The sequence below is a fragment of the Salibacterium salarium genome, assembly GCF_030813635.1.
Taxonomy (GTDB): domain Bacteria; phylum Bacillota; class Bacilli; order Bacillales; family Marinococcaceae; genus Salibacterium; species Salibacterium salarium.
The window spans coordinates 107,407-122,509 of sequence record NZ_JAUSUM010000003.1; the positions used below are offsets into that span (position 1 = coordinate 107,407).

Below are 15,103 nucleotides of genomic sequence, written 5' to 3' on the forward strand. Positions count from 1 at the left end.
ACTGAATGATAACATTATCGACCTTACGATATGGCAGCTATCTCTCGCCTATGTCTTCATCATTATGTTACTTATTATCGTGAAGATAAGAAAAATCCCAAGAAACAAAGAAATATTCATTTCTACCTTGCGAATGACAATTCAGTTGCTACTCGTAGGTTACATACTTATGTATTTATTTGAAAATCCCCACCCATTATGGACAACATTGGTCGTTTTATTAATGGTTACGTTTGCAATTTGGAATATTTATAAACGAGTCCGCAGTGATTTAGATAAAAAAATGAAACAGATTATCGCTGTTTCCATGGCTGCCGGTACCTTGTCCAGCTTAATTTATTTTAATTTTATCGTCATACAATTTTCTCCGTGGTATGAACCGCGTTATTTCATCCCCATTGCGGGAATGATAATTGGGAACTCCATGACCGGGGTTACACTTGGAGTACAAACATTGACAGAAGGTATGAAAGATCAACGCCAGCGCGTCGAGGCAGCTCTCATGTTGGGGGCTGCCCCTAAAGAAGCCAGCAGAAAAATCGTCAACCAAGCTTTCGATAACGCTATCCTTCCTACCATTAATTCCATGGTCGGCACAGGTATTGTATTTTTACCCGGTATGATGACCGGTCAAATATTGGCCGGAGTGAACCCTGTCACCGCAATTGAATACCAAATCGCTATTTTACTTGGAGTTACCGGTGCCGTTTCTCTTACCGTTATTTTGTTTGTCCAAAACGGCTACAAAGTATTTTTTAACGAAAAAAGTCAGCTTGAAGAAAAATAATTACTGCAACTGCTCATGTTTGACGAACCACCATTTAATAAAAGGCAGAGCCAGGAATAAGATAAATAAAATCCGAAACAGTTGATACCCACTTATCATCGCAAGATCGGCTCCAACGCCTGTCCCCGTCACTGTCATCTCTGCTAATCCACCTGGTGCAGTGCTTAAGAAAGCTGTTGCCATATTCATCTGTGTGACATTCATTAAAAAATAGGACAGGCTGAGAGAGACGACAATCAAAACAAGACTGCACAAAAATGTAAGAACACCGATTCGTTTGGATTTTTTGATTAAATCAGGATCCATTTGTAGTCCAAAATGTGTTCCTAAGAGTACTTGAGCGGCAAGTGTAAGCAAAGAAGGAAGCTCTGCTGTCGCACCAAATAATATATTTATAAGAGCTACGGTCAATAAAGGTCCTGTCAAATACGAAACTGGAAATCCTATTTTGCTTATAGAAAAAGCCACTAAACCGCACAGCAGTAGAATACCAATGTGCGAAAACGAAAGCCAAGGCAACAATGAGGTATAGTCAGCAGAGGCAGCTGCGTCATCTTTCAACGCCACTTGATGAACGACCAAAAAAGGAACAACAAAAATAACCGTTATAATTCGAATCATTTGCATAAAAATTACTTTCGTTGAGTCAACCTGTTTCACTTCTTCACTAAGTGCTGCTACTTGCGATAATCCACCAGGAATACTGCCAAAAATAACATCAGCCCACTTCATTCCCAACTTCTTAAAAACGACACTTCCAATAAGGAGGCTGATCATAATCATCAAAATAGTAGCTAGTGCAATGAAATGGAGCTGCTGCCCAATTTGTATTAATGTTTCTGTAGTTACCGAGACCCCAATCATATATCCTATAAAAATTAAGCCAAGATTTTTCCCTTGTACCGGCCACTGTGGACTTCGCTTTGTAAAACCACGCCATAAAATAAGTCCTGACATCGGTCCTAGCATCCATGGCAAAGGAACATTCAGGACATTAAAAATTAAACCCGCAAGCAGGCTGATCAGAATGGTTTCCCCGTAAGGTGTTAAGCTCCGACCTTTCTCTTTCATATCCATTCATCTCTTTTCTACGTGCATCATCTTTCTTAACCTTAGATTAGCACATCTGCTATGAATCTATCAATTTCGGTGTTCGAAATAATTATATGTATATCCTATTCCAACGCTCAATTTTTAGAATAATGAGGGCAAAATACAGACAGTTTGTATTTCTTTACTCCTCCATTATTCTCTGATATATTATAAAAGAATTACAAATCGTACTCATTACGATTAACAATATAATAAATATTTTTATAGGAAAGGAGGGCACAATAATGGCAACTGCAGCAAAAGTCGCAAAGGAAAAACAACGCCAAGAGACGGTAAATAAGTACGCGGAGCTACGCAAAGACTTAAAGCAAAAAGGCGACTATGAAGCACTTCGTAAACTTCCCCGCGATTCTTCCCCCACCCGTCAAAATAATCGTTGCGGGGTAACTGGCAGACCCCACGGTTATATGCGCAAGTTCGGATTGTCCCGCATTACGTTCCGGGAACTAGCTCATAAAGGTCAACTACCAGGTGTAAAAAAAGCAAGCTGGTAAGAAGAAATCATGGTGTGATACACATCATGATTTTTTTGTTTGGATAGTAAATGTGGTCTTTTTGACAGTAATTCAATCTCTTTGGCTAGTAATCAATCACATTTAGACAGTAACGAATTGTTTGGATAGTAAACTTAAATATTTGGCTAGTAACTCCCTCAGCTTGGCTAGTATTCCATTCTTTTTCGCTAGTAAAATACCTCCGATAGGACCTTTCTAGTGAAAGAATTTATCCGCTCATCCATCCCTTATAACTTGCTCCTTTCTGAATTTTTTCTCATCTTCAATTGTCAACTACTCTAAAATCCCGTATAATAAAATTTGAAATATTGTTCATTGTTAATTGAAATTAATTTCAAAAAGTGGTGAAGTTTTATGAGACCTGCCGTCGTTAACATGAGTGTATTGCCTCAATCTTTTTTGAGATTTTTTGGACAACAACTAGATGTGCCCGGTACGACTTGGAATATGGTCTACCATGTCGATAATAATGTCACTTTAAAGACATTTGATCTTGAACTCTTTGCACAAACGGCTCCATTTGCTTTTATTGATGAAACAAAAACTAATCGGCTCATAGAAACATTGAATGAGGCAGACGTGGTTCTGCTATTAACAGACCCGCTTCAAAACGAAGAAAAACTTCAACAAGTTCTTTCTCAACTAAAACAACCTGTCTTTATCATGCCAGTATCCATGTTGTATCCAACCATTCATTCATCTGAGTCCATCGGGTACGACACAGCTTTGAATGAAATAGTAAACCAAGCGTTATGCGTCGCCGACACCGCTGATTCTATGAAATATGGAAAACCTAGACTTTTCTTTTTACAACTCCCAAAAGGAGCATCCCGTCATTTAACAGAAGATGTAGCCCTATCCACGGGAGGATTGGAACTAAAAGATGTGGATGAAAATACTAGATATGCTTTTCAACAACGTTTAATACAGCACTATCAATCGGGACAGACATATGCACTAGCTGCCATCGATGAAACGCTTGATTCCACTAAAATCAGCGAACAGTTGTCTAAAACAATGGACATAAATATAAATATCGTTACCGTCGACGGGGCTCAATGTCTTGGACCTAAATTTACCGCTAAAGATAGACTTTTGATGGTTCGAGCTGCACAAAAAGCAAATGAATGGGTGCATTCGGCAGCTTCTTCTCCTAATCAAGTGGAGTGGTTTCACGTAACAGCTTAAACAAACATCGCCCCTTTTCATAAGACGTCAGAGTTCATAGCAACAATCAAAATAGCTATTATTACAACAGAGGAGGATTTAACTTGTCACATTTCACAGATGAAGACAAACTAGCCGTACAAACTATTAGGACGTTATCGATGGATGCCGTTGAAAATGCACAATCCGGACATCCAGGAATGCCTATGGGAGCTGCTCCTATGGCTTATACACTCTGGAGTCGTTTTTTTAAAACAAATCCGCAGAAGCCTGATTGGATTAACCGCGACCGTTTTGTATTATCTGCGGGTCATGGTTCCATGCTCTTATACAGCCTTCTTCATTTAAGCGGATATGATCTGACAATGGACGATATAAAACAATTCCGAAGCTGGGGAAGCAAAACCCCTGGACATCCCGAATCTGGAGATACTCCCGGTGTGGATGCAACAACCGGTCCGCTTGGTCAAGGAGTTGCCATGGCTGTTGGTATGGCAATGGCAGAACGCAAACTGGCCTCCACTTACAATGAACAAGACGCCGAATTAATTAATCATTATACCTACTCGATATGTGGTGATGGTGATTTAATGGAAGGGGTAAGTGCTGAATCCGCTTCTCTTGCTGGACATTTAAAACTAGGAAAATTAATAGTATTATATGATTCTAATGACATCTCCCTAGACGGCGATTTAAATCGTTCTTTTTCCGAAGATCCTGCCAAACGCTTTGAATCATATGGATGGCACGTGCAGCGCGTAGAAGACGGAGAAGATATGGAAGCCATCGAAAAAGCAATTAAAGAAGCACAAACCAATGCCGATAAGCCATCCTTTATTGAAGTGAAAACAATTATAGGTTTTGGCGCTCCAAACAAATCCGGCAGCGCTGCTTCACACGGTGCTGCTCTTGGTGAAGAAGAAGTCAAGCTGGCAAAACAGGCCTATGGATGGCCGTTTGAAGAACCATTTTTTGTTCCGGATTCTGTTTATTCCCGTTTTCAAGATATGATTGCAAAACCCGGAAAACAACAATTTGAAAATTGGCAGAACGAGTTAAGCCAATACGAAGTAAATCATCCGGACAAAGCCGCGTCATTCCAAAAAGCTATTCATGGTGAACTTCCTGCTGACTGGGATGTTTCTTTACCAACATACTCTGAAAATGACAAACCTAAAGCAACTAGAGCTACTTCTGGTGAAATGATTCAAGCGATAGCATCTGCCGTTCCTGAATTTTTAGGAGGATCAGCGGATCTTGGCGGTTCCAACAAAACGCACATTAACGATACAAATGATTTCGGCGCCCCTACCTATGATGGGAAAAACATTTGGTTTGGCGTACGGGAATTTGCGATGGCTGCTGCTATGAACGGGATGGCACTACACGGCGGTCTGAAAATTTTCGGAGGTACTTTCTTTGTTTTCTCTGATTACTTGCGTCCTGCTATTCGAATGGCAGCTATCATGGAACTTCCGGTTAACTATGTCTTCACACATGACAGCATTGCTGTAGGGGAAGACGGACCAACACATGAACCAATCGAACAACTTCCGTCTCTACGTGCAATGCCTGGATTATCAGTCATTCGCCCGGCCGATGGCAATGAAACACGTGCTGCTTGGAAGCAAGCTTTACAATCTAATGATCACCCAACTGCACTCGTATTAACCAGACAAAACCTGCCTGTTCTTGCTGGTACGGAAAATCAAGCAGAAGAGGGTGTGAAAAAAGGTGCCTATATCGTAAAAGAAGCCAAAAACTCTGAGCCGGATGCTGTCCTATTAGCAAGTGGATCAGAAGTTTCGTTAGCCATCGAAGCACAACAACTGCTTGAACAAGACAATATCTCCACAAGAGTTGTCAGCATGCCAAGTTGGGATTTATTTGATGCTCAAGAAAAAACATATCGCCAACAGATTATCCCACCTCATGTTAAAGCACGATTAGCTGTAGAAATGGCTTCTCCTTTCGGTTGGGAACGCTACACGGGAGATTATGGTGATACTTTTGGTATTAATACCTTTGGTGCTTCCGCTGCGGGACCTGAAGTTGTTGCTCAGTATGGTTTTACACCAGAATGTGTTGCTAACAAACTAAAAGAACTATTATAAGAAGCTGTAGTATAATCCGGAAAAGCGATAATAAGGCTTTTCCGGTTTTCTTTTTTGCTATATTTTTATTAAAATAAAAAAAGAACAAATTGAAGCAGGAGGTGCGTGCCATGGATCAACTCTCAAAAATGATTGACGCTGCTCGGATGTATTATGAATATGATTACAGCCAGCAAGAGATTGCTAAAAAGTTGGAGATGTCACGGCCAACCGTCTCCAGAATCCTCAAAAAAGCGAAACAGGAAGGAATTGTAGAAGTAACCATCCATGATCCTTCTGAAGAAATTGAGCAGCAAACGCTAGCTTTGAAAAAAACATATGAATTAAAAGAAGTCATTATCGTTCATTCAGATGAAGAAGAAACAACATTAAAAGAAAAACTAGGGGAAGCCGCTGCTTCCTTTCTCGATCATCACATCGAAAGTCAAGACACACTTGCGGCCTCATGGGGAACAACTCTTTACGAAACGGCCAAAAGAGTGCAACCAAAAACAATGCCTACTGTGGAAATTGTTCAGTTAAACGGCGGCGCCAGCCATTCCGGAAATCAAACGTATGCAACAGAAATCATTCATTTACTTGGACGTGCGTTTCAAACCGATAATTGGCTACTTCCCTTACCAGCAATTGTTGATCATGTTTCTGTCAAAAATGCAATTGAAAAAGATAGACATATTCAGCGTATTCTCCAAAAAGGAAAAACGGCTGACAAAGCAATCTTTAGTGTTGGTGCCCCAACGATCGACTCCGTTCTCATGCAAACGGATTACTTTACAGAAGATGAATTGAATAAACTTGATACGGACGCTGCCGGTGAAATATGTTCCCGTTTTTTTAATGAGGAGGGACACATATGTCATGAAGAACTAAATGAACGTACGATTGGTATCGAACTAGATGAATTAAAAAAGAAAAAGTCTTCCATTCTTGTAGCTGGGGGCCAAAAGAAGCAGCGTGCTGTGCGAGGAGCTTTACAAGGCGGCTATGCCAACATATTAATTACCGATCAAAACACCGCTCATTGGTTATTACAATCATAATATTGTTTTTTTCGATGTCGAAACATCCTCCATCAACTCTGTGAACTCTTAAGACAGGCAAAGGGAGCGAAAAGCCTTCGAGAGCAACCCTGCTGAAAAATAAGATTAAATAGGACAGATCTTGGGATAACTGCCCAACATCCGTCCTTCTTTTAAATTTTCCTGTTTTGATAAAACTTTAATAATTATCAAATGAAATTTGAACTTTTTTTGAATTAATTATGTCTTTTTTGTGACTTATTTGTTACAATATAAGTAACAAAATTGAAACCGTTTACTTAGAATTGTAGTAAATAACCGTAAATTAAAGAGGTGTTCATATGGATGTTCTATTATTATTTATGGCTTTTGCAACTGTAGCTCCTTTCTTTTTTGCTCGTCGGGGAAAATGGAGCCTCTCCCTAATACAAGGTGCTTTAATGCTTGGAATGTGGGATTATTTCCTTAGTCACTTCACCTCAATAACTGTATTAAATGCTCCAACTTCTATCGTAGCCTTCTACGGAAGCCTTTTACTTGCAGATGTTGCCCTTATCATGTTCCTTATATCGTTCTTTAAGGATATGGCATCAAAACAAGTGGTTCCTCGATTTCGTTCTAGCGCACGCTGATTCTTGTATAGAATAATAAAAAACACTCCGTTTTCAGGATAGTCTTCCTGTAACGGAGTGTTTTCTATTTATTAATGATCCATATCCTCATGATTTTCCATTTCTGCATCATTTCCACCGCCATCATGATTATGACTGTAGCCAAAGGACATCGTCCATATCGAACCAGCCACGACGACAGCTGCGACAAAAAATGCTTGCAACATATTACCAACCTGTATGCCGCCGCTATCGGTTTCCGTCATATGCATGAACATGAATAATTGAATGCATGCTTGAATCACAGCCAACACCATAATCGCAGTTATAATCCACGGTGTTGGCAGACCGGAACTAAGTGCTGCCCAGGCGGCTACTATCGTAAGAACAATCGATGCGATAAACCCAACAATGTGTTTTTTAGGGAAGCCTTCGCTGTGTTCGCTACTCATTTATACCACCATCCCAATCAAATAAACACTGGTGAAGATAAAGATCCAGATAACATCTAAAAAGTGCCAATACAATCCGACAATGAACATTTTTCTAGACGTCACCGGTGTTAATCCTCTTTGACGAAGCTGGACAATCAGAAGAGTTGCCCAAGATATTCCGAGCAAGACGTGCAAACCGTGGGTCCCTGTTAATAAAAAGAAACCTGACCAAAATGCACTTGATTGAAGAGACGCTCCTTCATGAATGTAGTGCACAAACTCATATATCTCAAAACCTAAGAACCCTAAACCGAGTACTAAGGTTATCGCAAGCCAAGTAAGCAATCCTTTTAAAGAGCCGCGACGCATTTCATGAATCGCAATTCCACAAGTAAAACTACTAGTTAAAAGAAGAAAGGTCATGATGAGTACCATCGGCAACTCAAACAATTCAGCAGGGACTGGAGAATCTCCTGTGCGGCCAAACATAACAGCATACGTCGCAAACAGTGTAGAAAATAATGCAACTTCTGCGCCGATAAAGATCCAAAACCCAAGAATATTCATTCTTCCTTCATGTGACCGATATTCAAGCGGGCCAGTTGTTAAATCCGTGTCTGCACTCATTTTTCTCCCCCCCTTGCCTTTTCTTCGGTTTCTTTTATTTCTTCAACGGAGACATGGAAACCATCATCATAATCAAAAGAACGAATGAACATGCAAACTAGCACGCCTATCAATCCGGCTATCGCCATCCATATCCATTCCCATACCAGCCCAAAACTTCCGACAAACATGAAAGCCATCATAATAAACGGAATTCCAGAATCACTCGGCATGTGAATTGGTTCCACCTTCTCTTTATCGTAGGTTGTTTCTCCTTTACTTTTCATAATCCAATATGCTTCTGGTCCTTCAATTTTCGGAACGGTAGCAAAGTTGTAATATGGGACTGGCGTTGTCGTTGCCCATTCTAATGCTCGTCCATCCCATGCATCCCCTTGTGTTTCACGAGGACTGTAACGGAAGCTGTAGTAAATGTTATAAACAAATACTGCAAAACCGATTGCCATAAGAGCAGCACCAACAGACGCAGTGACACTCAAAGGCATCCATTCTGGTTCAATTGTATAGGTCCGACGTGGCATACCTGCAAATCCAAGGAAATACATTGGCAAGAAGCAGACATTAAATCCAATCATAAAGAACCAGAAACTGATTTTACCCAATTTCTCATTCATTTTATGACCAAACATCTTTGGATACCAGAATGTTAATCCGGCAAAACAACCAAATACCGTTCCGGCAATTAGCACATAGTGAAAGTGAGCGACGAGAAAGTACGTATTATGGTACTGATAATCTGCCGCCGCCATCGCTAGCATAACACCAGTTACCCCACCAATTACAAAACATGGAATAAAGGCGAGTGACCATAACATCGGCGTATCAAATCGTATTCGTCCCTTATACATCGTGCCGAGCCAGTTAAATATTTTAACCCCCGTTGGCACCGCAATAAGCATCGTTGTTACGGAGAAGAATGAGTTCACCGCTGCTCCTGATCCCATGGTGAAGAAGTGGTGTACCCACACAACAAAGCTAAGTCCCGCAATAATTACCATCGAGATAACCATCGCTTTGTAACCAAATAACTGCTTCCGGGCAAACGTAGAAATAACTTCTGAAAATATTCCAAACGCTGGTAAAATAACAATATATACTTCTGGGTGACCCCATAGCCAGAAAAGATTTGCCCACATCATCGGCATACCTTCACCGGTCAGCGTGAAAAAGTGAGAACCAAAAATACGGTCTACTGTCATTAAAGCTAAAGCCACTGTCAAAATAGGAAATGCAAACACGATAATAATCGATGTAATCAATGAAGACCAAGTGAAAATTGGCAATCTCATCATTTTCATACCGGGAGCTCTCATTTTTAAAATAGTAACTAGAAAGTTAATTCCTGTAGCAAGTGTCCCAATACCAGCAACTTGCAGTCCCATTAAATAATAGTTTTGGCTCGGTCCGGGATTTAAGTTTTCACCAGCCATCGGTGCATAGTTCGTCCAACCCGCATCTGGTGATCCACCGATAACAAAGGAGATGTTAAACAGCAATGCACCAAACGCAAAGGACCAAAAACTAACTGCGTTTAAAAATGGAAAGGCAACGTCCCTCGCACCAATTTGTAATGGAATAATATAGTTCATTAATCCAATCAAAAAAGGCATTGCCATAAAAATAATCATAATCGTACCGTGAGTCGTAAATACTTCATTGTAATGTTGAGAATCCAGGAATTCCATCCCTGGCAATGTCAGCTGAATTCTCATCATTAAACCGTCCACACCGCCGCGGAATAACATGGCTATCGCAGCAATAATATACATAATCCCGATTTTTTTATGGTCTACTGTCGTAAGCCATTCTCTCCATAGATAGCCCCACTTCTTAAAGTACGTCAGTACAAAAACAATCGCAATGGAAACTAACGCCATCGATACCATGGCACCATAAATTAATGGCTCCCCCGTAACAAAAAAATCATCAACTAAAAAATTTATGAAATTCTCCACTTTATTTCACCTGCTTTCCGTCCGCCTCGGTTATTCATCTTCGACACCTCTACCACCTTCTAAGTGTAGCGGCTCTTCAAAAGCATCTTTATGACGCTTTATTAAATAATCGCTTCCTTGATGAGTTCCATGGTCCACATAGTCTAAATGTGTAGAAGAAAATTCCATTTCTTTTAATAAACCAGGCGCTAACAATGAATCATATTTTTCCTGTGTTAATTCTGATGCGTCTTCTTGTGTTTCTTCTACCCAAGTTTCAAACTCATCTGCTGATTCTGCATGTACATCAAACGTCTGCTCAGCAAAGCCGGAACCAGTAAAGTTAGAGTTTCTTCCCTCGTACGTTCCTTCTTCATCAGCTTGCAAATATAACGTATTCTCCATGCCGGCCATATTATATTTTTGTCCTCCAAGTGCTGGTATCCAAAGCGATGCCATCGAGTCTGCAGAAGACAAACGGAATTCTATCGCTCGATCGGTTGGAATGTGTAAGTAGTTCACGGTTTCAATATCTTGTTCCGGATAGCTGAAAAACCATTTCCAATCCGCAGATGTTGCATAGACAACAAGAGGCTCCTTTTCACTAGAAGCTTCTGGAGGTTCCTCTAATTCATAAATCGTAATAACGGTCGGAATTGATAATGCTGTCACAATAATTAATGGAATGACAGTCCAAATGATTTCAAGTTTCGTATTCCCCTCATGATCAGGGTCATAGTCTTTTTCGCCACGATCAGGACGTTCGCGGTATTTAATAATCATATAAGTAAAAGCTACAAAAACGACTGCCACCACAAACAGCATAAGAATAATAGAAAATATAATTAGGTCACTCTGACTTTCCCCAACCGGTCCTTTAGGGTCTAAGACCGTCAAGTCAGCACACCCAGTCACTAAAAATATAAGCGCAAAAGCTGGCAAAACTGCCCATCGCTTTATTCGTCTATATATATCTTTCATTCATTACACTCCCTTCTTTAATAAACAATCTCTCTAATATTCCTTGTCCATCATAGCAAATCCACTGTCATCAACGGATTCGTTATTAAATTTGTCATATAAAACTCACGAAAATGTTTCAAAATGAACACAAATCATTCATAAAATATTCAATGATTTCGTTTTCACGCTTTTTTTCAGAAAACAAAAATAGATGAGTCTCTATTTCGAAGAGCTCACCTTTTTACCTCTATATTAAAATGAAAAATATTCATCAATGACAAACATATTTTTTTGTAACATATGGAGATGTCATAGCTTGTAGAAGGGCTCCATAAGTACAGCTGAAGTCTACTTCATCTCCAACCCTTAAACCAGATGTCTTCGCATCAATAACCATATGATCACTGCTTGCACCCAGTATCTCTACATCCATTAAAGGTGTCAGACCTCGAATTAGTATATCTTGATGACCTACCCCAAGAATCACTCGATTCATCATTCCTTTATCCTTAAAACTAGGAATATTCCCAAAGGCATCCTTTCCAATTTCTCCATCAGGTAAAGAAGGCTTCTCTTTTGCCTCTACCACTTCAGAAACGAATGTAAACGTATTGGTATATAATGCCGGAATTGTTTTTTGTTCAAGCGTCTCCACTCCCAGTAATATTGATTCACCAAGTCTTACGTTATTTATATTTCCTGGGTCTTCCACTTTCGTAAACCATTGATAGTTTGCAGAATTTCCACCTGAAATGTAATCAAAACATAAAGAATATGTTGATTCTAACTCTGAGGCTAGTAGAGACAAAACTGATAATTTTTCATTGCTCGGTTTCACACCGCCAAAACAAGCAAAATTCGCAGCTATACCAACCAACTGCACCCCAGATAAGCCCAAGATCTTTTGCACCATTTCGTGAATATCTTTGGGTAAAATTCCTTCTCTTCCATCTCCCATTTCTATCATTAAAATTATTTTATGCCTTTGATTCGCTCTTTTGGCACTCTGCGAAAGCTTTTCAATCACCACCCATTCAGACTGAATGCTGACGTCGGCGTATCTTGTTACATCCCCCACTTCCTGAATAGAAGAAATTTTCAACAGAACATATTCCGCTTCAACTTTCGCATCTCGCATCTTTTTAATATTACTAATCTTTGAATCTGCTAACGTATGAATACCAGCTTCGACAAACACTTTTGCTACAGCAGGATCTCCACAAACCGCTTTTGTAACTCCCATAATGCCTATCCCTTTTTTGTCAAACAATTGTAATAACACGTTAGCGTTATGAGCGATTTTAGCTAGATTTATTTCTATACGAGGCGTGAATGATTGTATCAATAAACGATTTTCTTTTTGATTTTATGCTTCAATGAAGGATAAGCATTGAAGATACTCTGTACTAATTTCTCACAACCATGCTCAAGAGCATCTGTGGCAGGCAGTTTAAGTTGTTTTTCATAATCTTTCACCGTTTGTTCAATTTCTTGATTGTTCATATTTTCATGGTTGATGGTCACAGCGATGACTTTTGCTGTTGAGAAGTGTTCAATAAGTTCTATTTCACTTTCAACCGTAGGCATTTTCATAAAATCAAAATCTCCTAAGTATTTTCTTTTAGGAGGGTGTTGAACGATGACTGTACTAGCTCTTGATCCTCTCAAGATGCCGCATGAACTAATATATGCCGGATGGCTTAATGCCCCTTGGCCCTCTACAATAATTATATCGGGACTTTCTCTTTCATACGCTTTCAATATTTGACTTTCCAACTCTCCAATAGCATATTGAGAAGGGATAGCATCAATAGCAACTCCATACTTTGCGCCTTGGATGAGACCAGTTTGTCCGGTAGCGATAAACACAACACGCAATCCTTTCTCTATGAGTGCTTCCTCAAGTAAAACGGACGTCGTTCTTTTCCCCACCGCGCTGTCTGTTCCAAGTACTGCTAATACAGGAACATCAATATGAAAGACTTTTCCAGAAAAAAGGTTCATATCCTTTTTTTGAGGCGGTTTTCTCACATCCTTTATCGCAACACCGCATCTCCTTGCATGATCCATAAACTCAGAGTCTTCTGTAAAAAATTCATGAAGTGTATTCACAATGTTTATTCCATACTCCATAGCACTCATGACAACGTCTCTTTCTATTTGTTTCAAGAACGCCTCCGCCGGTGCAAGTCCATAGATAAATTGGGTTGGTAGCTCATGCAAGTTTTGTAATGCATGCTCCAAACTTTTAAATACAGGAATCCCATTTTCTTTTCCATCTATTAGCTCTCCAGCATCCATACCATACTTTGTGCTGTCTATGACTCCTACTACATCATAAAGCCGCGAACTTCTCACTAATCCATTAGCTGTTTTTCCGTCCATTTTTCCAAAGTTACCTTCGCAATAAATAATAGCCGATTCTTTAACCATCATTACTCTCCTTACAATTAATTTCCTTAAAAAATAAAAATTGTAAATAAAGGTTGTAAAAAAACCTCTGCGTATGCAGAAAGGTTTTTAAGTACCACCCGCAATATTAGTTTATAAATATAGCTTTTTCTTGTTCCCTTAACTATAGCATACTTTTTCTATTTGCAGGGGTTTTTATCGTTAATAAGCAGGTATTTTACTTTATTCATAAAATAAGTTTAGATGCAGGAGGTTGGTCTAATAGCAACTAAGTCGGGACCAAGGGACAAATGTTCCATCATTCAGAATTAGATTTATCTCATTCGATTATTTTTATATGTCCCCATGCCATTCATCTATTTAGTCAGCCGGCCTTTTCTTTTGTTTCTCTTCTTTTTCGACTTCGTATCGTACTATTTGAACGTGATATCGTGAAAATCAACAATCCAGTCCATACAATAACAAATGCTATGAATTGCTGCTGACTGAACGGTTCTTGAAACAAAAATACCCCTAGAATCAGCATGATGGTTGGAGCGAAATATTGAAGAAAACCCATCAAAGAAAAGGAAATCCGTTTCGCACCTGCTGCAAACAACAGTAATGGAATAGCGGTAGCTGCACCAGCTCCGAGAAGAAATAATGTAGTATTCGTCCCATAATGAAACACAGCGCTATTTCCTTCGCGGATAAAGAATAGAAACAACAGTGCAAAAGGTGTCATCAACAACGTTTCTATTGTTAAACCTGCCCATGCGCCAACTGCTGCGGTTTTTTTAATTAATCCATAAAATCCAAAACTTAATGCAAGACCAAGCGCTGCCCATGGCAAATAGCCATAGTACACCGTTAATGTGACAACACCGGCAACGGCTAACAAAAATGCTAATCCTTCCGATTTGGACAGCTTTTCTTTCAAAAAGATAGTTGCGAGCACGACATTAATGAGCGGATTAATATAGTAGCCAAGACTTGCCTCTATGACACGGTCACTATTTACAGCAAAAATAAAGATAAACCAATTAATACTAATTAATATTGCAGCTAGTGAAATAGCAATTCCCGATTTTCGAGACGAAAACGTCTGCTTTATTTCCCCCCATACTCCCTTTAACTTTCTCATCAAAAATAATGCAACAATCATAAAGACTAGAGACCATACAATACGATGAGCGAGAACCTCTGCCGCCGGAACATCCCCGACTAGTTTCCAATATAAAGGTAAAAACCCCCAACTCACGTAAGCCAGCATCGCCGCAAGAACTCCCCAACCTTGTTGTTTCTCTCCCATGTCACTCCCTCGATTCTATCTCTCTATTTATTCTTTGATTACTACAGTATAAAACATATTATTTATGTCCCGCTACTTTTTCGTTTTATCATAAGATATTTTCAAAAAAATAACCC

Annotated in this window: 14 protein-coding genes; 6 read left to right on the top strand and 8 right to left on the bottom strand. The window is 39.6% G+C overall.

The features are described 5' to 3' along the window. The first annotated feature begins 1 nt into the window (after window position 1). Window positions 2-787: an ABC transporter permease gene (locus J2S78_RS12245; RefSeq protein ID WP_306899596.1), complete on the top strand. Its 786-nt coding sequence runs from the start codon at window positions 2-4 to the stop codon at window positions 785-787. Here J2S78_RS12245 and J2S78_RS12250 read toward each other — a convergent pair whose 3' ends face one another. After that, window positions 788-1,858, bottom strand: coding sequence for an AbrB family transcriptional regulator (locus J2S78_RS12250; protein WP_306898952.1), 1,071 nt, complete (start codon window positions 1,856-1,858; stop codon window positions 788-790). A 266-nt stretch (window positions 1,859-2,124) separates the two neighbouring features. Here J2S78_RS12250 and rpsN point away from each other — a divergent pair, with 266 nt between their 5' ends. From rpsN to J2S78_RS12275, 5 genes are all read left to right on the top strand, one after another. Beyond that, a complete protein-coding gene (gene rpsN / locus J2S78_RS12255; protein WP_306898954.1) occupies window positions 2,125-2,394 on the top strand; it encodes a 30S ribosomal protein S14 in 270 nt (89 codons plus the stop codon). Window positions 2,395-2,769: 375 nt separating this feature from the next. Further along, window positions 2,770-3,603, top strand: coding sequence for a 6-phosphofructokinase (locus J2S78_RS12260; protein ID WP_306898956.1), 834 nt, complete (start codon window positions 2,770-2,772; stop codon window positions 3,601-3,603). A gap of 83 nt (window positions 3,604-3,686) precedes the next feature. Then, on the top strand, window positions 3,687-5,696 hold the full coding sequence (gene tkt / locus J2S78_RS12265; protein ID WP_306898958.1) for a transketolase: 2,010 nt from the start codon (window positions 3,687-3,689) through the stop codon (window positions 5,694-5,696). A gap of 110 nt (window positions 5,697-5,806) precedes the next feature. Further along, window positions 5,807-6,736 (top strand): sugar-binding transcriptional regulator, encoded by a 930-nt coding sequence (locus J2S78_RS12270; protein WP_306898960.1) that lies wholly within the window; start codon window positions 5,807-5,809, stop codon window positions 6,734-6,736. 320 nt (window positions 6,737-7,056) lie between these two features. Then, window positions 7,057-7,347, top strand: coding sequence for a spore morphogenesis/germination protein YwcE (locus J2S78_RS12275; protein ID WP_306898962.1), 291 nt, complete (start codon window positions 7,057-7,059; stop codon window positions 7,345-7,347). Window positions 7,348-7,418: 71 nt separating this feature from the next. Here the strand turns inward: J2S78_RS12275 and qoxD are convergent, their stop codons facing one another. The 7 genes from qoxD to rarD all read right to left on the bottom strand — a co-directional run bounded on the left by qoxD (window position 7,419) and on the right by rarD (window position 14,987). Then, window positions 7,419-7,778 (bottom strand): cytochrome aa3 quinol oxidase subunit IV, encoded by a 360-nt coding sequence (gene qoxD, locus J2S78_RS12280; RefSeq protein ID WP_125554464.1) that lies wholly within the window; start codon window positions 7,776-7,778, stop codon window positions 7,419-7,421. Then, window positions 7,779-8,387 (bottom strand): cytochrome aa3 quinol oxidase subunit III, encoded by a 609-nt coding sequence (gene qoxC / locus J2S78_RS12285; protein ID WP_306898965.1) that lies wholly within the window; start codon window positions 8,385-8,387, stop codon window positions 7,779-7,781. Further along, window positions 8,384-10,273, bottom strand: a complete 1,890-nt coding sequence (gene qoxB, locus J2S78_RS12290; RefSeq protein WP_370871571.1) for a cytochrome aa3 quinol oxidase subunit I — start codon at window positions 10,271-10,273, stop codon at window positions 8,384-8,386. The genes qoxC and qoxB overlap by 4 nt, the downstream gene beginning before the upstream one ends. A gap of 99 nt (window positions 10,274-10,372) precedes the next feature. Beyond that, window positions 10,373-11,302 (bottom strand): cytochrome aa3 quinol oxidase subunit II, encoded by a 930-nt coding sequence (gene qoxA / locus J2S78_RS12295; RefSeq protein WP_306898968.1) that lies wholly within the window; start codon window positions 11,300-11,302, stop codon window positions 10,373-10,375. 253 nt (window positions 11,303-11,555) lie between these two features. Next, window positions 11,556-12,629: an alanine/ornithine racemase family PLP-dependent enzyme gene (locus J2S78_RS12300; RefSeq protein WP_306898970.1), complete on the bottom strand. Its 1,074-nt coding sequence runs from the start codon at window positions 12,627-12,629 to the stop codon at window positions 11,556-11,558. Further along, on the bottom strand, window positions 12,626-13,717 hold the full coding sequence (locus J2S78_RS12305; protein ID WP_306898972.1) for an N-acetyltransferase DgcN family protein: 1,092 nt from the start codon (window positions 13,715-13,717) through the stop codon (window positions 12,626-12,628). The genes J2S78_RS12300 and J2S78_RS12305 overlap by 4 nt, the downstream gene beginning before the upstream one ends. A gap of 343 nt (window positions 13,718-14,060) precedes the next feature. Then, a complete protein-coding gene (rarD, locus tag J2S78_RS12310; RefSeq protein ID WP_306898974.1) occupies window positions 14,061-14,987 on the bottom strand; it encodes an EamA family transporter RarD in 927 nt (308 codons plus the stop codon). Window positions 14,988-15,103 lie beyond the last annotated feature (116 nt).

Excerpts from the sequence above, each read along its gene's own strand:
- rpsN (WP_306898954.1), top strand. The coding sequence starts at position 2,125 with ATGGCAACTGCAGCAAAAGTCGCAAAGGAAAAACAACGCCAAGAGACG.
- qoxC (WP_306898965.1), bottom strand. The coding sequence starts at position 8,387 with ATGAGTGCAGACACGGATTTAACAACTGGCCCGCTTGAATATCGGTCA.
- rarD (WP_306898974.1), bottom strand. The coding sequence starts at position 14,987 with ATGGGAGAGAAACAACAAGGTTGGGGAGTTCTTGCGGCGATGCTGGCT.
- J2S78_RS12270 (WP_306898960.1), top strand. The coding sequence starts at position 5,807 with ATGGATCAACTCTCAAAAATGATTGACGCTGCTCGGATGTATTATGAA.
- J2S78_RS12250 (WP_306898952.1), bottom strand. The coding sequence starts at position 1,858 with ATGAAAGAGAAAGGTCGGAGCTTAACACCTTACGGGGAAACCATTCTG.
- J2S78_RS12260 (WP_306898956.1), top strand. The coding sequence starts at position 2,770 with ATGAGACCTGCCGTCGTTAACATGAGTGTATTGCCTCAATCTTTTTTG.
- qoxA (WP_306898968.1), bottom strand. The coding sequence starts at position 11,302 with ATGAAAGATATATATAGACGAATAAAGCGATGGGCAGTTTTGCCAGCT.
- J2S78_RS12305 (WP_306898972.1), bottom strand. The coding sequence starts at position 13,717 with ATGGTTAAAGAATCGGCTATTATTTATTGCGAAGGTAACTTTGGAAAA.
- qoxD (WP_125554464.1), bottom strand. The coding sequence starts at position 7,778 with ATGAGTAGCGAACACAGCGAAGGCTTCCCTAAAAAACACATTGTTGGG.
- J2S78_RS12275 (WP_306898962.1), top strand. The coding sequence starts at position 7,057 with ATGGATGTTCTATTATTATTTATGGCTTTTGCAACTGTAGCTCCTTTC.
- qoxB (WP_370871571.1), bottom strand. The coding sequence starts at position 10,273 with ATGGTATCGATGGCGTTAGTTTCCATTGCGATTGTTTTTGTACTGACG.